Here is a 16,627-nt window from a genome sequence, read left to right as displayed (position 1 = left end):
GAAACTCCGTTAACTCAACGATTGACCAAGGCGGCGGGGATGCGCAGGACCAGACTGGCACCGAGGAACAGCACGCCCGTGATCAGGTACATGCCGATGGCACTGGAGCCGGTCAGGGTGGTGATCCAGCCGATCAGATAAGGCGAGCAGAACCCGGCAAGATTGGCGAAGCTGTTGACCGCGGCGATGCCAGCGGCAGCAGACACCCCGCCCAGCAGCGTGGTGGGCAGCATCCAGAACAGCGACGTCGCCGACAAAATGCCGGAAGCGGCCAGGCACAGACTGAGGATCGACAGCGTTGAGTTGCCACCCATCATCGCCGCCAGGCTCAAGCCAATCGCACCGGCAATCATCGGCACGATGAGGTGCCAGCGGCGTTCGCGATGCTTGTCACCACTGCGGCCCACCAACAACATCGCGACGATGGCGCACAGGTAGGGCAGGCTGGTCATAAAACCGATGTGCAGCGGGTCGGAAACCCCTGCATTGCGCACCAGCGTGGGCAGCCAGAAGGTGATTGCGTACTGGCCCATCACCACGCAGAAGTAGATGGCTGCCAGCAGCCATAACCGGCGATCGCGAATGAACTCGCCAACCGAGGCGTGGGTGACTTTTTGCTGGTCGTCGTCGGCCAATTCGCGAGTGATCAGGGCTTTTTCTTCGTCATTCAGCCAGGTGGCCTGATGCACGCCGTCTTTCAGATAGCTCAGCACCAGCAGCCCGACGATGACGGTCGGTACCGCCTCCAGAACGAACATCCACTGCCAGCCGGCCCAACCGTGCACGCCGGCAAAGTGGTTCATGATCCAGCCGGACAGCGGACCACCGACCATGCCTGACAACGGAATGGCGATGAACCACAACACCGTCATGCGTGCCCGACGGTAGGACGGAAACCAGTAGGTAAGGTAGAGCAACAGGCCCGGCGCCAGACCCGCTTCGGCGATCCCCAGCAGAAAGCGCAGCGCATAGAACTGCCACGCGGTTTCGACGAAGGCGAACAACGCCGAGACGATGCCCCAAGTGATCATGATCCGCGCGATCCACACGCGCGCACCGACCTTGTGCAGGATGATGTTGCTCGGTACTTCGCAGAGGAAGTAGCCGATGAAGAACACGCCAGCGCCCAGCCCGTAGACCGTTTCGCTGAGGGCCAGATCGTTCATCATTTGCAGCTTGGCGAAGCCGACGTTGACCCGATCCAGATAAGCGCACAAATAGCACAGCATCAGGAACGGCATCAGGCGCCAAGCGGTTTTGCGATAGGCAGAGGAGCGCACGGTCGAAACCGCTTCGAGCGACAGGGTAGTCATGATGGTCTGATCTCTTGTTTTTATTGACCGCCAGGCCATCAGGCCCGGCTGCATCATCGATCCAGAACCGCACGGGCCGCACAGGCCCGCCCAGAAGTACTCAGTGAATCAGCATGCCGCCGTTCACATCCAAGGTGATGCCAGTCAGATAAGAGGATAAGTCGCTGGCGAGAAACAGCGCAGCGTTGGCGACGTCTTGCGCCTCACCCAAGCGACCCAGCGGAATGCCGTCGATGATGGCGTGACGGCGCTCATCCTGCATCAGGCCGCCGGTAATGTCGGTGTGGATCAGGCCCGGCGCGATGGAGTTGACGCGAATGTTGTCGGGGCCCAGTTCCCGCGCCATGGCTTTACCCAGACCCAGCACACCGGCCTTGGCCGCGCTGTAATGCGGGCCACCGAAAATGCCGCCACCGCGTTGGGCTGACACGGACGACATGCAGACGATGCTGCCGCTGGCCTGTTGACGCATAAGCGGAATCACCGCTTGGGACATGAGCAGGGTGCCGCGCAGGCTGACGTCCAGCACCTTGTCATAGTCCGAAGGACGAATGTCGAGGGTCTTGAGTGGCTGGGTAATGCCGGCGTTGTTGACGAGGATATCAATGCGCCCGAAGTGCTCGATGATGGTGGCGACGGCTTGCTGAACCTGCGCCTCGTCCGCGACGTTAGCCGCCAGTCCCAGGTGACCTTCGCCCAGCGACGCAGCAGCGTCGCGCGCGGCGGATGCATCCAGATCAAGGATCACGACACGAGCGCCTTGTTGTGCGAACGTCGTCGCTGTAGCGCGGCCGATGCCACGGGCAGATGCGGCACCGGTGATGATTGCGACTTTGCCTTGGAGAAGCATGGAGGTGTTCCTCTAATTGTTTTTATGGGTTCGGTCCGCAAAGAACCGATGACTCAGCTTGTCCTCCAGACCGGCCCTGAGCAATAACGCAAACCTCACTGGGTGCTGAAAAAAATTCAGCACTCGCCAGCGCTGTCTGCCAATGCTTGAATAGCCATAAGCCCGGCCCAAGCCACTTGCAGCGGAAAAACAATCATCATGAGTTCATCTGGCGATGCACCTGCGACCCTGCCACCCCTGAAAGCCATTCAGGCCTTTGAGCAAACGGCACGCTTCGGCAACGTTGCCCGCGCCGCCGAATTGCTGGACTTGACCCCGTCAGCGGTCAGTCACCAGTTGGCCAAGCTGGAGGCGATGATCGGGCGTCAGCTATTTCTCAGAACAGCCAGAGGCGTGACACTGACGCCAGTGGGCGAGCAATACCTGACTGAAGTGTCCGGCATCCTGCACAGCCTAGCGGTGGCGACAGAGCGTGCCGCCAGCGATGTCAGCCTCGATTGTCTGCGGTTGCACTCGTCGCCCAGCTTCGGGCTGCTGTGGCTGATGCCGCGGCTGGAACAGTTCCGCCAGAGTCATCCCGACATCCAGCTCAATCTTTCGTGTTCTTACGAATCACTGCATTTCAGTCGCGACAAGATCGATGTCGACATCCGTCACGGCATGCCCAATTGGCCAAGTTTCGAAGTCCGTACGGTGCGCAATGAAAAGATCGCGGTTCTGGCGTCACCGAAACTGCTGCAGCAGCGCCCGATCCGCACAGTCGTGGATCTGCTCGACTGCAACCTGATCCTGTCGGAAGCGACGCTGATCAAGTGGCCGCAGCTGTTTGCTCAACATGGCCTGTCGCGTCCTGAAAAACCCTATTCACTCAGCTTTGACCGCTCCTACATGACATTGGAGGCGGCCAGTCACGGTCTTGGGTTCGCGTTGGAAAGCACGCTGCTTGCGCAGGATTATATGGCGCGCGGCGCGTTAGTCGAAGTGACGCCAGGGTTGAGTGCCCCGATCACCGCACACCACCTGGTGTTCCCGAGGGCGCACGCCGGTTTTCCGCGGGTCAGGCGATTTCTGGAGTGGATGCAGAATGAGCTGGGGCACGACTTCAACTACTGACGGTTATGTCATGAAGCCTGTGCCCGAATGCCGGGTATCTATTGATGTATCTCGGTCACGGACATGGTGAACACCAATTTGGATCTGCCCGCGTTGGAATAGGAGTGAGGTACATCGGTTTTCGCTACTGCCGAACTCCCGGCCGGAATGATCAGCTCTGTTTCCCCGATCATGCATTTCAACGTGCCTTTCTCTACATGGAACAGTTCAAGCGTGCCTTGAGGGTGCCCCGGTGAAGCGAACGATTCACCGGGATGCATTTCCCAGCGCCATAACTCGATCATGTTCGGGCCGGACGTTCCTGCAAGAAGTCGCGCAGTGCCTCCAAGGTCACCGGTCCAGAGCGTGGGGATATCCTGGCTTTCGATGATATGGGCAGAGGGTGCCTCGGTCACATTGACTATGTCGGCAACCGACAGGCCCAGCGCGGCGGCGATTTTGCAAAGAATGCCGATACTGGGATTCGCGGTGCATTTTTCTATTTCGACGACCATTCCTTTACTCACGCCTGAGCGCCGAGAAAGCTCGTCCAGCGTAATTTTCTGTGCCTTGCGGGCTTGTTTGAGTGTGCGTGCGACGGCCAGGCTGACGGCTTGAGCATCAGCACCCGGGGTAGTCGACAAACTGGCATTCATGGTCATTGATCAGGTTCATGAAAAAAGTACTGGAATTTTCGGCCCTTAACGATCGTGGCGTCAATCGACTCAGCCACTGAAGTGGATCATGGTGGTCATTATATTGACTAAATCGGTCATCGATAGATAGCATGAAACACCATTTGAATCCTCGAGGTTTTTTATGCAGTCCGTACTGCCGTTGATTGATCAAGCCGTTGCAGAACTGGCTCCGGAGTTCCGGGCCCTGAGCATTGTGGTGGAAGCTGCACTACTCACCCGTCCTGAAGTTGCTCGGGCCGCCCTGGATCATGCTTGCAAGGCTGTGCAGGCGGGTGGTCCAAGCTGGGGAGACGCTCACCTTGCCGCCTGGGCCGACGCCTTCAGAAAGTTCGGGGCCAAGCCACAGCGCACGCCTTGTTCAGCCGAAGCGTTGCGTAAAAGGGTTTTACGTGACGGGACCTTGCCGAGCCTCGATCCCATCGTCGATCTCTACAACGCCATCAGTATCGAGTACGCCATTCCGGTAGGCGGGGAAAACATAGAGGCTTATGCAGGCGCTCCGCATCTTGTCGTCGCCGATGGCAGCGAGCCGTTTGACACGATGAAAGAGGGCGTTCCTGCTGTCGAGTATCCGGATGCCGGTGAAGTGGTCTGGCGCGATGACAAAGGCGTGACCTGCCGCCGCTGGAATTGGCGGCAAGGTGTCAGAACCCGCCTTGGGGCCGATGCGAAGTGCATGTGGTTCATTCTGGAGAGTTTGCCAGCGATGCCGCTTGAAGCCTTGACTGAGGCAGGGGACAAGCTGATCGCAGGTTTGCAGCAAATGATGCCCGGCGTGCAGATTGAAAGCTCGCTGATTGGTCCCGGGACCAAATAGTCGATAGACCACTGAACAGAATGATGAACCGCCTTGCTGGAAGAAGGGCACACGTCGGGAATGCCCTTCTGGAGTTCAAGCGTTAGGAACGATATGGGATCTTAGTCAACCATCACCTCATCCAGTGCCTGCTCCAGCAGGCTGACCGTGCGCTCGATATTCTGCAGCTTCTCCAGTCCGAACAGCCCGAGGCGAAAGGTCTGGAAGTCGGCCGGTTCGTCGCATTGCAGTGGCACACCGGCAGCGATCTGCAGGCCGTGTTCGGCAAATTTCCTGCCGTTCTTGATATCCGCATCATCGGTGTAGCTCACCACCACGCCAGGCGCCTGAAAGCCGGCTGCGGCGACGCTTTTGAAACCTCTGCCGGTCAATAGCGCACGCACCCGATCGCCCAGCGCCTGTTGTTCACCGCGAACCTTGTCGAACCCGTACGCTTGCGTCTCTTTCATCACATCGTTGAACCGCGCCAGGGAATCGCTGGGCATGGTCGCGTGATAGGCATGTCCGCCCTGTTCGTAGGCCTGCATGATCTGCAGCCACTTTTTCAGGTCGCAGGCGAAGCTGCTGCTTTGCGTCTGTTCGATGCGCTCAAGTGCCAGAGCACTGAACATCACCAGGGCGCAGCAAGGGGAGGCGCTCCAGCCTTTCTGCGGTGCGCTGATCAGCAGGTCGACGGCGCATTTGTGCATATCCACCCAGATCGTGCCGGAGGCGATGCAGTCCAGCACAAACAGACCGCCCACCGCATGCACGGCGTCGCCGACCGCTCGCAGGTAGTCGTCGGGCAGGAGGATCCCGGATGAAGTTTCAACGTGGGGCGCGAAGACCACCTGCGGTTTCTGTGCGGCGATGGCGGCCAGCACTTCGTCCAGCGGCAGCGGGGCGTAGGCTGCCTGGCGCCCCGTCTCGACCGGCCGGGCTTTGAGCACCGTGGTGGCCGCCGGAATATTGCCCATATCAAGGATCTGGCTCCAGCGATAACTGAACCAACCGTTGCGTATCACCAGACATTGCTGGTCGGTAGCGAACTGCCGCGCCACCGCTTCCATGCCGAATGTGCCGCTGCCCGGAACCACCGCCACCGCTTCGGCGTTGTAGACCTGTTTCAGGGTCGTGGAAATGTTCCTCATCACGCCTTGAAAGGACTGCGACATGTGGTTCAGCGAGCGGTCGGTGTAGACCACTGAGTACTCGACCAATCCCTCGGGATCGATGCTCGGATAGAGCTTGGACATGGTGACTCCTTTGGCAGAGGGGTAAACATCATTGGCAAGCAAGTGTAGGCAAAGGGCAGGGAACAGCTCATTGAATTACGCAAATGAGGTTAGAGTGCTCAGCACTGTCTCGATCGTTGCGTGAATCATGAATCTGCCGCTGTTTATTTCTCTGGATGGGCCCAAGGGCACCGGCAAAACCACACTGCTGGAGGCCGTTACCGCAGCACTGCGGGCAAACAACCAGAAAGTCATTCGGCTGTGCGAGAGAAAAAGCGATCCATACCGCGGCGAAACCATGGCCCTGGTCAACCAACTCGCCAGACATCCCTCGCGGGATCTGGAGTGGGCGGTGTGTCAGCGCCTTGCGGATAGCCGTCGCTGGATTTCTGAGCGGGTGCTGCCCAAACAGCCATTGAACAGCATCATCCTGATCGACCGCTGGTATCCGTCGGATGCCGCATTTCGTCATAGCGTGCCGTTTGCCGAGATTCTGCAGTTGAACATCGAGCGAGGCGTGCGCGTGCCGGATCTGCATGTCGGTGTTGTCACCGCGCCGGATATTTCATGGGCGAGGGCAACGGCACGGTCACGCGGACTTGGCGGCACGGTGATCCAGAAACACGCAGAGCACGTCACCTGTAGCGAGATGTTCGAGCAGGCGGTTGTCGATCACGGCTGGATGTTGTGCCGTAACGAAGGAACCATCGAAGCCGCAACGACTCAGGTGGTTGCAGAGATCTATAAAGTGCTTGGCTGATTGTCGATGTGCAGGCGCTGGTTTAATTTGAATTTCAGGTTTCTCTGATCTGAGCTAACTGTACTGACGGATCAACCCCCACCCATGCTCACAAACCTCTGGTATGTCGTTCTCCCATCGTCCCAGTTGACTGATGGATTGATGCCGGTTCGATTGCTCGGACAACCCTTCGTAGCGTTCCGCGATGACGCGGGGGTCGCTCACCTGCTTTCGGACATCTGCGTGCATCGCGGCGGCTCGCTGTCCGCTGGCCGCAAGGTCGGCAACAGCGTGCAGTGTCCCTATCACGGCTGGCGGTTTGGCGCTGATGGCGTCTGCACGCAGATACCGGCGCAGCCCGACCTGCTGATTCCCGCCAAGGCCCGCGTCGATGCGTACCCGACGCTGGAGCGATACGGTTGGATCTGGGCATTTTTAGGTGATCTGCCTGAGTCCGAACGTCCACCCTTGCCCACGCTCGACTGGGTCGACGATCCCGCCCTCCGCGTGGTCTCGGGCCACTTTGACTGGCAGGCCAGTTGGGACCGGATTATTGAAAACGGTCTGGACTTCGCGCACGCGCCGTTTGTCCATGGCTCAACCTTCGGCGATCCGGATCATCCCGAGATTGAATCGTTCGAGGTCAACAGCGATGCGTGGAGCGGCAGCGCCCAAATGCTCATGCGCAGGCCAGCACGCAAAGGGCTGCTGCGGCGTAAATCCTCCACCGAGTTTGTTAGTGTGACCACCGTTCCGGGTTTCCACTTGTCCGGCCCTTGTACAACGCTTGAGCTTGAGTTGCCCAACGGCTGGCGGATCTACATCGTCTCGGCGCATGTCCCGATTGACGCCAATCGCACCCGCACCTGGTGGATGATGGGCAGAACGTTTCTGCGCTCACGGCTGCTGGATCGCAGATTCATTGCGAGCAATATCCGTATCTTCGACCAAGATCATGCCGTGCTGAAAAACGTCCGGCCCGAACGTGTGCCGGACTCTTTCCAGCAGGAGGTTTCGTTGAAATCCGATGCGCTGCAGATTGCTTTTCGCAAAGGCGTGCAGACACTGGAGTTGCGCGGCTGGCGCATCGATGAAGAGCGGCTGGCGCGAACGTTCACCGGACGCAAGGCCTGTGCAATACCCAGCCCCGAACGTCGACAAATTCGCGCTTGGGCGATCGAGCCGATTCCGCTCGTGGATATCACCCACGAATCTGAATAGCGGTGCGAGCCAGCCTGCGTTTGGCGCAGACTGGCGCAACCCTTAGCGCGTCTCGCACTGAGGTGAAGGCTCGCCGCTCAGTGCATCCACCATCGGCGGATGCTCCTGCACCGCCTGACGCAAGTCCTCGGTCACCCGCAGCTCCGCACCTGTCGGCGAGAACGTGGCTGCCGCTGCAAACGGCGCGGGATTGGCTGGAACCGGGCGTTTGCCACGGCGCCACAGGAAGAAGGTGACCATGCACAGATTGACCAGCGCAAATACCCAGAACAAACCATTGGCGCCGAACGAATTCATCACCGGAGAGATCATCATCGGGCTGATCGCCGAGCCGAGCGAATTGATCAGCAGCAGGCCCTGAATCATCGGCACCAAGGCTTCGGCCGGGGCGCGGTCGGCGGCGTGGCTGACGGCAACCGGGTACAACGCAAACACACCGCCACCGAGCAGAAACAACATCACCGCGAGCATTGTCGCGGACAACGGCAACAGCACGATCACCAGCGATAACACCGTGCACGCCACCGTCAGAATCGTCAGCACCTGCAAGCGATCCTTGCGGTCGGACCAACGCCCCACCGGGTATTGCAGAAGCATCGCGCCGAGGATCGTCCAGGCCATCATGCTGCCGACTTCACTGACATTCAGACCGGCGCGTTGCAGATACAACGGCAGCAAGGTGTAAATTGCCGCGATGGTCACACCCGAACCGAAACAGCCGACCAGCCCGGTCGGCGTCACGCCCAGCAGTTGGCGTGGCTTGAGCGGCTCGACCTGATCGAGCAGCGGCGACACGCGCGGCAGGATCACGATCGGCAGCACCGAAAACGAAGCGAGCATGCCGGCAACCATGAACGGTGCGCTCTCGCTCAACCCGGTGATTTTTCCCAGCGCTGCCTGGCCCAGTACACCGGCGCCGTACAGGACGATCATGTACAACGCGAGCAAGCGCCCGCGAATCTTCGCGTCGCCCGCCAGCAGCAGCCAGCTTTCGATCACCAGAAACACACCGACCGTGGCCCAACCGTTGATCAGGCGTAGCGCGAACCAGCCCCAGGTGTCATAGAACAATCCCTGCAGCAGGATGGTCACGGCGATCAGCGAGGCAAAGCTGCCGTAGGCGCGGATATGGCCGATGCGCAGAATCAAACGGTCATTGAACACGGCACCCAGGGTCAGGCCGATGAAGTAGGCCGATGAAACGATACCGATCATCGTGGTCGACGCACCGGCAGCGTCCAGGCGAAGGGTGGTCAGCGATGACATGAAACCGTTGCCCAGCGCAACAATGAACAGCCCGAGCAGGGGCGCCAGCGCCATGGCCAGCAAACGCGGAGACATAAAAACCTCTAGAGATCGAACAGCGCAACGTGCGCCTCTGCGCATGCGATTGCCAAGCCGAAAAAATGTGTGGTGCGAATGCCTGCCGAACGGGCAGGGCGGTTGAGTCGGACACACGTCAGCGAGGTGTGGCCAGCCATTCAGGAACACGTTTTTGTGACCGTGATGCAGGCAGCCACCGATGGGGGCTGCAAGAGAGCGCGGGATTCTAAGGCTTGTGCAGGATTTGCCAAGAGCTGCTTGCTGCGACGTTAGGACGCAGGTGTTGCCATTTATGCCAGTCCTGAGTGGCTGAGCAAAAAACAGCTTTTTGCCATCACCTAAGTGCTAAATTGCCTCGCGTACGGTCAGTGTTCAGCAATCACGCACGTTCCAGGAGATCAACCGCATGGAAGCCACCCCAATAGGCCGAAGAGCCGCAACACGTTACCTCGCAGCATTTGGTCTATCGCTGCTGTTCAACCCTTCAACCCCGGCCTTCGCCTTCAACCCCGACCTGCATTCGGTTTACGCACTGAAAGCGGCTCACGCTTATCAGCGCTGCGCGGGGGTGAAGTTGCCCGAGCATTTGGCCGAGGCATTGGCGATTGGCACTGACGCTGAGGATTCAAACCTGCTGACGCTCCCTCAGCGCGCTACCAATTGGCACTTCTATAACCGCAACAAAAAACTTGAGCCATTCTGGTTCGCCAACCGTAGCCTGGACGTGATCTTTTCAAAACGTATTGAAAAGCTGAACGCGCTGCTGGCGAAGCCTGACGCCGACCCGGTTGAAGTATACGAGCAGGCAGGAAGAGTCTTGCATTACATACAGGACATGAGCGTACCCGGCCATGTAATCCCGGCTTACCACGCCAAGTTGCCGGGCAATCATTCCGATCCGTTTGATGAGTTCGAGAGCATTGAAGCGCTGCCTGTTTTCGACTTGTCTGACACACAGTGTCAGGCACTTCGTGATGAGGCGGATAAAGCCGATGCCAACCCTCGACGTTTTCTGGATGCCGCTGCCACAGCAACCTTGCAAGCGATAGAGCAGATAGACGCGGCCGGTAAACCTGTCGTCGATGGTGCATGGAAAGCGTATTGGGTTTACCCCGCGCGAGACACCGATGAAGCCCGCAAAGGCTGGGGCCAATACGGTACCTGCGAATTTGCAAAGGGCAATGTCAATGCTGGGTGCAAGCGTGAAGAACAGCTTGTGGCGTTGTTCGAACAACAGTCTCGGCAGGCTCAGAGAAACTCGGTGCTGATGCTTTTTTATGTGCAAAAGAAGCTGGCCAAAGCAGGCCAGAAAAACGCCAGTGCAATGGCTAATCAATAATTAGGACTGAAATCTAGAATGCGCCGCTTAATAGCTCATGGATGTGTTGTTGTCAGTGTTGCGATGCTGTGTTCAGGATGTACCTCCTATGCGACCGTGCCGACAATCAACGAGCACGCTGGAACCGCAACCCAGGAAATCATCTCCAGCTTCAGTTACGAAACAGACTCTCCTTGGAAAAACAGTCGCCTTGGCAAAGACGCCTATGCGCTGACAAAGAACATGATTCCAAATGCACAGGATCACAGCTCCAGCCCTGCAGCCTCAAGCCTCCCTGCACTGGAAATAAAAGTCTCGGAATTTTCATTGGGTGGCGCTTGCACACAAGAGTATTTGACGGGGTTGAGTTTTGGTTTGATTCCGAGTTGGTGTACAAGGCCAGACCTGTACAAGTTTGATTTCACCCTGAATAAAGATAACGGCTTTTGCAGGCAAAGAACTTACTCAGTAAGCGCCACAACCGTTTCACACCTCGTGATGATTCCGTTTGCGCTGTTTGAGCCAGAGAAACGACCACTGGCCATTTATCAGGCTTCGCTAAAAGATTTCCTTCAAGCCGATCAATGTTCCAAAGGCTTGTGACCAGCGCATCAGGCTTTCAAAAATCTCGCGGCGTAACTGACAAACAACAACAGAAAAACCAAGCCACCCAACGCGACCACCAGCGTACTGAGATGCGCAACCATGCCGATGAACGCTGGGCCCATGAGAATGCCGGCGTAGCCCATCGAGATGATCGCCGGAATCGCGGTGCGCTGCGGCATACGCTGTTGTCGACCCGCCGCAGTAAACAGCACCGGAACAATGTTCGAGCAGCCGATGCCGACCAAGGCATAACCCAGCAATGCCGCCTGCCAACTCTCGAACACCAGCGAAACCAACATGCCAGCGGCCGCGCAAATCCCGCCTAGCGCCACCACACGAATGCCCCCCAGTCGGCTGACGATGGCATCTCCGGTCAGGCGCCCGAGCGTCATCGCCGCGGCGAAACTCGCATAGCCCAAACCGGCGTAGCTGGGTTCCATTGCCCGTTGCGAGGCGAGAAAAACCGCGCTCCAGTCGAGCATGGCGCCTTCGGTCAAAAAAACAATGAAGCACAGGCAGCCCAGCAGCAGCACGATCCCCCGTGGCAGCGCCAACAACGGACCGTCTCTCTCGGTGCCATAGGGCAGCAAACTCGGCGCAGCCTTGTACAGTGCGGCGAGGATGATCGCTACCAGACATAGCACAGACAACAGCGGATCCAGACCCAGGCTGAGCATCGCCGTCATGGCCCCGGCACCCGCGATACCGCCGACGCTGTAAAGCCCGTGAAAACCGGATTGCAGGGTTTCGCCGCTGTTCTTTTCAACAATGATCGACTGGATATTGATCGCGCAATCGAGCATGCCCATGCTGGCGCCGAACCCCAGCACCGCAAGAGCCAGCCCCGGCAGCCATGTCAGATGGCTGAGCATCGGCAGCACCGAACACAACGCGAGAGTTGAGCAGATGATCACTGGCCGGCAGCCAAAACGTGCGGTCAGGTAACCGGCAAACGGCATGGCGACGATCGAGCCGATACCAAATCCCAGCAACAACAGGCCCAGTCCACCGTCGTCCAGCCCGGTACGCGCTTTCACCAACGGCACGAGCGGCGCCCAGGCCGACATCACAATGCCGGTGATCAAAAATACGATGCGCGTGGACATGCGCTCGCCGTAGTTCGCATAAGCTGCCAGGGATGACGTCGAAGCGTTCATTGATGCGGACATCCTTATCGGTGTCTCCCGGCTTTTTTGGCGACGAACCGGAACAACAGCTTTTCGGGACAAAAGAGTCCCTGCCAGCATCCGTCGGGATGCTGGCAGGGAAGAGGGATGGAACTGGTGAGGAGAACGGGTCAGCCAACAGACTTCAAAGGGATGGGGCCTTTGAGCCGTTCCATCATGGTCGCGCAGTACCAGTCATCGAACTGACAAACACCGGTCTCGGCGGTTTCCGAATAAGGGCCCGGCTCGTACGACGGCGAGGTCACGCCACGCTGGGTGCCCTCGACCAGCGTGCGGTCCTGATCGTTGGTGGCAATCCAGACTTTGGTCAGGCGTTCGAGATCGTAATCCACGCCTTCCACTGCGCTGTCGGGTACCAGCCATTTGGTCGTGACCAAGGTTTCGGTGGCGCTGATTGGCAGCACCCGGAAGCTCAACGCATGGTCACCGAGGAAGTGATTCCAGGTGGAGGGGTAGTGGAAGTACAGCAGCGCGCCGATGTCCGTTTCAGCTGTCTTGTCCAGGCGTCCGGCAACGGCCGGTTTACCATCCATGGTGTAACTGACGGCACCGGATGACAGCGGAATACGGGTCATGCGGAACTGACCATTGATATCCATCACCAGACGGCTTGGCAACCCGGCGCTCTCGCACTTGGACCAGTAGGCCGACAGCTCTGGATCATCTTCGCCACTGACGCCGCCCACCGAAAGGTTATCGACGAACGAATGCAGCAGCTCCGGGTGTGAGCCGTCGCAGTGATAGCACTCGCGATTGTTTTCGAAGACCAGTTTCCAGTTGCCTTTCTCGATGATGTTCGACTCGAACGCCACTTTGCAGTTTTCAAGGTAATGTGGCGCGATGAAAGGGCTGACGGCTTTGCGGAATCCTTCGAAGTCCGGGGCCTTGGCGGCCACGCAGACATAAATGTAGGTATCAACGATCTCGCAGTGAACGCTTTTCAGACTGTATTGGGATTTGTCGAAATCCTGGCCCATGTTGCCGGCGAACAACAGGTTGCCATCCAGCTCGTACGTCCACTTGTGATACGGGCAAACCATCTTCGCCACTTTGCCGTGATCGGCCTCGCAGATTTTTGCGCCACGGTGACGGCAGGCGTTATGGAACGCCCGAACTTCTCCGTCTTTGCCGCGTACCACTGCAACGGGATAGTCCCCGATCTGCAGGGTGAAATACTGCCCCGGCTTGGTGATTTCAAAGGTGTGGCCGGCGAAAATCCAGTCCTTGTGCCAGATCTGCTCAAGATCCTGGCGGTAAACGCTTTCACTGCTGTAAAGAGCGCCGGGCAACGAGTGCCAAGCTTTACGCTGTGCAATCAGGTCAAAAACGCTTTCTTTATTGTTCATTTTTATCCTCCCATAGGCGACATGGTTCTCAGCCTATATGGCCCAGGACTGACGTCACAAACGACATTTGCTGTGGGCAATTCATGCGTTGGCGTTATCGATGCAGGCCTGACTGGAGTGGTGGGACTGCGTGAAAAATCAGTTCCAAAGCAGTAATGGCGCAACTGGATTGAGCAATGTGTTTGATCGCTGTTTTCACCTCGGCACTGCGCTCTACACCGAGACCGCTGGCGAACAGATCAAATTTATGATCCAGCTCTTCTTCGCTGAGGGCCGTTTCGGGATCGCCCCGCGCGGCGGTGACCGGACTCACCAACACGGCACCGTTTTTCAGGTTGATGGTCAGTCGCGAGAGGATTTCGTCGGGGAATCGGGCGGAGATATCGGCGGCTTCGACGATTTCGATACGGCGGCTCAACGCCAGAATATCTTCAGCAAAAATCGCCGCCCCGGTGACTTCCTCCGGACCGACCTTGCCCCGGACAATCAGTGCTGCCAGCGGGAAGGCCAAGGCGTACTGCGCCTGGTCGGCATCACTCGGCGTATGGCCCTGTAAACACATCGACTCGTAGAACGTTTCCACGCGTACAGTTTCAATTGAGTCGGCATCGAGCTGAGGGTTTTCCCGCTGCAGTTCGAGCATGGCGGTCAGCGCCGGTTGCGCCCAACGGCAGACCGGCCAGGGTTTGAAGTACTGACTGTCGATCTCCCAGCGTGTACCAATGTCGGTCCAGTATTCGGCGACGGTGACGTCTTCAACCGTTTCTGCCGGTGCACCGGTGATGCCTTCCCGGGCCATGAACAGCGCGTTCAAACCCGCAAATGCGCCTGCGCCGTGGGCATCGCGCAGCATCGTCGGTGCTTGCACCACGCGCATCATCGGGCAGCGTGCGCTGAAGTACTCGGCGATGCCCAAGGCATGGCGAAAGGTCGGTTCATCGAAGCCCAGCAAGCGCGCGCCGGCACAGACCACACCTAGCGCGGAAAAACCGCCGGATGCGTGATAAGTCGGCGAGGTCGCCATCAAGGCCGAACCTGCCCGCAGTGCCGTTTCATAACCGATGCACAGGGCGGTGAGCAGTTCATGACCACTAATTGACTGACCCTGATGATGCAGCGCATCGGCGAGGGCGAGCACGGCGGGAACAACAGTCGCTCCGGCGTGCCCCTTGGATTTGAAGTGGCCTTCGTGAGCGTCGAGGCTGTCAGCGCTGAATCCTCCGGCCCACGCTGCGCCGAGTACGTTGACACGCTGACCGGCAAAGATCAGGCGACTGCTGTAAGCGCCCGCCGGGTAATGCCGTTCGGCAAAACGCCGCATTGCCCTGCTGGTGTCATTGCTGGCCGCACCGGCCATGACGCCGACGATATCCAGCAGACTGTCCTGCACGATTGCACGAGTCTTGAGCGGGGCATCGAAGAAATCAAAGTCGCGACAGAATTCGAAGAGTGACATTCAACAATCCCTTCCTGTGAGTTGAGCCTTACCGATCATGGCCGGCACGGCTCAACAATGAGCCACGGGGAGGGTGCCGCTCTAGCAACATTTTCGTCGGGCTATTGATAACCAAATCGCCCGAGGCTTGTGCAGGCTGGATTAACGGCGGGGAAACTTCGCCAGAATCCATTCGCGAAAACGCCGCAGTTCGTCTTCGTTTTCGGAGCTTTCGCGACAGCTCAGGTAGTGCCAGCTATTACGCAATTGCACCTGTTGCTCGATCGGTCGCACCAGCAGGCCTTGCTGCACCAATCCCGTGACCAAGTGATTCCAGCCCAATGCAATGCCCTGATGGGTCAGGACCATACTGATGAGCAGGTTGTAGTCGTTGGCGTTGAAGATTTGCGGGCTGTTGGTCGGACGGTCATCGATATCGATGGCCTGAAATGCCAGCCACACACCCCAGTCGACATGCTCGGCGACTTGCGAGCGGCCGTAAGGGCTGAGGTTGAGCAGTGCCGAATCGCGCACGCCTTCGATCGTCGAAATCTCCGGGTGTTTCTCCAGATACTGCGGGGTGCAGACCGGGTAAATCACGTCGTGGCACAACGGGTAGCTTCTATAACCATCACGGATGCGCGAAATCTTGGTGATGAAGATGTCCGGCTGCACACCGGGTTCCATGGTCAGAAAGTTCTGCGTGGTGATCAGGTTGAGTTCGATGTCCGGGCACTGCGCGAAGAACTCCTGCAGGTGATTCGACAGCCACAGTGCGGAAAAGGCCGGCGAGCAACAGACGGTGAGCACCTTCTTGGTCGACTGGCTGCTGCGAATGCGTTCGGCAGCCTGAGCGATGTTGACGAACGACAGTTGCGCGGCATCGAAGAACACTGCACCAGCGGCCGTCAGTTCCACCGCACGGCCGACCCGGGTAAACAGTTGCGCGCCCAGATAGCTTTCAAGTTCACGGATCTGCCGGCTGATCGCGGCTTGCGAAACGCACAATGCCTCGGCCGCACGGGTGAAGCTTTCGTATTTGGCGGCGGCCACAAATGCCTTCACAGCCCTCAAGGACGGCATTTTCAGCAGGATGGTGTCAGGGTCGACATGCTTGCTCATTCGTACACACTCCTAACGATACAGCTCCCCAACGAAGCGCGAGGAGGGTAACGGAACCGTGCGGGGAGGGCTACGCGAGCGTCGCTTTGGGGATAGACCCGGTCGCTCATGGTGCTGACGCGGCACTCGGCAGTGGCAGTCGTCGCAACCGATAACCCGACGTTATCGAATTGCCCCTGTAAATGTAGTTGGATTAAGCGGGGTGATGCTAATAGATTTGAAACATCCCTTTTTCCTGGGACCTCAAAAATAATAAAAGGAAGCCCGTCGTGAAGACATTTATTCATTACCGCTGCCGCTTACAATTATTTTTGCTCGTTTGCCTGTCGCTTAATGCGAAAGATGC

15 protein-coding genes are annotated in these 16,627 nt (G+C 58.2%); 6 read left to right on the top strand and 9 right to left on the bottom strand.

All coding sequences use genetic code 11. The features are described from left to right. Positions 1-14: 14 nt before the first annotated feature. Both GTU76_RS00395 and GTU76_RS00390 read right to left on the bottom strand, forming a co-directional pair. Complete coding sequence (locus tag GTU76_RS00395) at positions 15-1,313, bottom strand: MFS transporter (RefSeq protein WP_077572889.1); 1,299 nt, start codon at positions 1,311-1,313, stop codon at positions 15-17. A 100-nt stretch (positions 1,314-1,413) separates the two neighbouring features. Further along, positions 1,414-2,163: an SDR family NAD(P)-dependent oxidoreductase gene (locus GTU76_RS00390; RefSeq protein ID WP_122843954.1), complete on the bottom strand. Its 750-nt coding sequence runs from the start codon at positions 2,161-2,163 to the stop codon at positions 1,414-1,416. Between the two features lie 198 nt (positions 2,164-2,361). On the opposite strand from GTU76_RS00390, the gene GTU76_RS00385 reads away from it, so the two are divergent. Then, positions 2,362-3,276, top strand: a complete 915-nt coding sequence (locus GTU76_RS00385; protein ID WP_180697805.1) for a LysR substrate-binding domain-containing protein — start codon at positions 2,362-2,364, stop codon at positions 3,274-3,276. Positions 3,277-3,314: 38 nt separating this feature from the next. On the opposite strand, the gene GTU76_RS00380 is transcribed toward GTU76_RS00385, so the two are convergent. Further along, complete coding sequence (locus GTU76_RS00380) at positions 3,315-3,917, bottom strand: XRE family transcriptional regulator (RefSeq protein WP_180697804.1); 603 nt, start codon at positions 3,915-3,917, stop codon at positions 3,315-3,317. A gap of 157 nt (positions 3,918-4,074) precedes the next feature. Between GTU76_RS00380 and GTU76_RS00375 the strand changes: the two genes are divergently transcribed. After that, on the top strand, positions 4,075-4,770 hold the full coding sequence (locus GTU76_RS00375; RefSeq protein ID WP_180697803.1) for a B3/B4 domain-containing protein: 696 nt from the start codon (positions 4,075-4,077) through the stop codon (positions 4,768-4,770). 101 nt (positions 4,771-4,871) lie between these two features. Here GTU76_RS00375 and GTU76_RS00370 read toward each other — a convergent pair whose 3' ends face one another. After that, positions 4,872-6,005, bottom strand: a complete 1,134-nt coding sequence (locus GTU76_RS00370; protein ID WP_077572885.1) for a pyridoxal-phosphate-dependent aminotransferase family protein — start codon at positions 6,003-6,005, stop codon at positions 4,872-4,874. A gap of 127 nt (positions 6,006-6,132) precedes the next feature. Here GTU76_RS00370 and GTU76_RS00365 point away from each other — a divergent pair, with 127 nt between their 5' ends. Both GTU76_RS00365 and GTU76_RS00360 read left to right on the top strand, forming a co-directional pair. Then, positions 6,133-6,744, top strand: coding sequence for a dTMP kinase (locus tag GTU76_RS00365; protein ID WP_116030294.1), 612 nt, complete (start codon positions 6,133-6,135; stop codon positions 6,742-6,744). Positions 6,745-6,828: 84 nt separating this feature from the next. Then, positions 6,829-7,944: an aromatic ring-hydroxylating dioxygenase subunit alpha gene (locus GTU76_RS00360; protein ID WP_180697802.1), complete on the top strand. Its 1,116-nt coding sequence runs from the start codon at positions 6,829-6,831 to the stop codon at positions 7,942-7,944. Between the two features lie 42 nt (positions 7,945-7,986). Here GTU76_RS00360 and GTU76_RS00355 read toward each other — a convergent pair whose 3' ends face one another. Continuing rightward, entirely contained in the window at positions 7,987-9,285 is a 1,299-nt protein-coding gene (locus GTU76_RS00355) for an MFS transporter (protein ID WP_016986059.1), read from the bottom strand. A gap of 388 nt (positions 9,286-9,673) precedes the next feature. Between GTU76_RS00355 and GTU76_RS00350 the strand changes: the two genes are divergently transcribed. After that, on the top strand, positions 9,674-10,606 hold the full coding sequence (locus GTU76_RS00350) for a phospholipase C/P1 nuclease family protein (RefSeq protein ID WP_180697800.1): 933 nt from the start codon (positions 9,674-9,676) through the stop codon (positions 10,604-10,606). Between the two features lie 18 nt (positions 10,607-10,624). Continuing rightward, positions 10,625-11,188 (top strand): hypothetical protein, encoded by a 564-nt coding sequence (locus GTU76_RS00345; protein ID WP_180697799.1) that lies wholly within the window; start codon positions 10,625-10,627, stop codon positions 11,186-11,188. Positions 11,189-11,196: 8 nt separating this feature from the next. Here the strand turns inward: GTU76_RS00345 and GTU76_RS00340 are convergent, their stop codons facing one another. The 4 genes from GTU76_RS00340 to GTU76_RS00325 form a co-directional block, all read right to left on the bottom strand. Further along, the gene (locus GTU76_RS00340) at positions 11,197-12,348 is read right to left on the bottom strand and encodes an MFS transporter (RefSeq protein ID WP_180697798.1); all 1,152 of its coding nucleotides are present in this window, start codon (positions 12,346-12,348) and stop codon (positions 11,197-11,199) included. A gap of 140 nt (positions 12,349-12,488) precedes the next feature. Then, positions 12,489-13,724: an aromatic ring-hydroxylating oxygenase subunit alpha gene (locus GTU76_RS00335; RefSeq protein WP_016986062.1), complete on the bottom strand. Its 1,236-nt coding sequence runs from the start codon at positions 13,722-13,724 to the stop codon at positions 12,489-12,491. A gap of 94 nt (positions 13,725-13,818) precedes the next feature. Further along, positions 13,819-15,180, bottom strand: coding sequence for an MmgE/PrpD family protein (locus tag GTU76_RS00330; RefSeq protein ID WP_180697797.1), 1,362 nt, complete (start codon positions 15,178-15,180; stop codon positions 13,819-13,821). A gap of 141 nt (positions 15,181-15,321) precedes the next feature. Continuing rightward, a complete protein-coding gene (locus tag GTU76_RS00325; protein WP_016986064.1) occupies positions 15,322-16,281 on the bottom strand; it encodes a LysR family transcriptional regulator in 960 nt (319 codons plus the stop codon). Between the last annotated feature and the right edge of the window lie 346 nt (positions 16,282-16,627).

The organism is Pseudomonas crudilactis (assembly GCF_013433315.1).
GTDB lineage: Bacteria > Pseudomonadota > Gammaproteobacteria > Pseudomonadales > Pseudomonadaceae > Aquipseudomonas > Aquipseudomonas crudilactis.
The sequence above is the reverse complement of the archived record's forward strand: the minus strand, read 5'-3'. Positions and strand labels throughout refer to the sequence as shown.

Bases quoted from the DNA above. Each gene is read 5' to 3' on its own strand.
- GTU76_RS00395 (WP_077572889.1), bottom strand. From the start codon at position 1,313: ATGACTACCCTGTCGCTCGAAGCGGTTTCGACCGTGCGCTCCTCTGCC.
- GTU76_RS00390 (WP_122843954.1), bottom strand. From the start codon at position 2,163: ATGCTTCTCCAAGGCAAAGTCGCAATCATCACCGGTGCCGCATCTGCC.
- GTU76_RS00385 (WP_180697805.1), top strand. From the start codon at position 2,362: ATGAGTTCATCTGGCGATGCACCTGCGACCCTGCCACCCCTGAAAGCC.
- GTU76_RS00380 (WP_180697804.1), bottom strand. From the start codon at position 3,917: ATGACCATGAATGCCAGTTTGTCGACTACCCCGGGTGCTGATGCTCAA.
- GTU76_RS00375 (WP_180697803.1), top strand. From the start codon at position 4,075: ATGCAGTCCGTACTGCCGTTGATTGATCAAGCCGTTGCAGAACTGGCT.
- GTU76_RS00370 (WP_077572885.1), bottom strand. From the start codon at position 6,005: ATGTCCAAGCTCTATCCGAGCATCGATCCCGAGGGATTGGTCGAGTAC.
- GTU76_RS00365 (WP_116030294.1), top strand. From the start codon at position 6,133: ATGAATCTGCCGCTGTTTATTTCTCTGGATGGGCCCAAGGGCACCGGC.
- GTU76_RS00360 (WP_180697802.1), top strand. From the start codon at position 6,829: ATGCTCACAAACCTCTGGTATGTCGTTCTCCCATCGTCCCAGTTGACT.
- GTU76_RS00355 (WP_016986059.1), bottom strand. From the start codon at position 9,285: ATGTCTCCGCGTTTGCTGGCCATGGCGCTGGCGCCCCTGCTCGGGCTG.
- GTU76_RS00350 (WP_180697800.1), top strand. From the start codon at position 9,674: ATGGAAGCCACCCCAATAGGCCGAAGAGCCGCAACACGTTACCTCGCA.
- GTU76_RS00345 (WP_180697799.1), top strand. From the start codon at position 10,625: ATGCGCCGCTTAATAGCTCATGGATGTGTTGTTGTCAGTGTTGCGATG.
- GTU76_RS00340 (WP_180697798.1), bottom strand. From the start codon at position 12,348: ATGAACGCTTCGACGTCATCCCTGGCAGCTTATGCGAACTACGGCGAG.
- GTU76_RS00335 (WP_016986062.1), bottom strand. From the start codon at position 13,724: ATGAACAATAAAGAAAGCGTTTTTGACCTGATTGCACAGCGTAAAGCT.
- GTU76_RS00330 (WP_180697797.1), bottom strand. From the start codon at position 15,180: ATGTCACTCTTCGAATTCTGTCGCGACTTTGATTTCTTCGATGCCCCG.
- GTU76_RS00325 (WP_016986064.1), bottom strand. From the start codon at position 16,281: ATGAGCAAGCATGTCGACCCTGACACCATCCTGCTGAAAATGCCGTCC.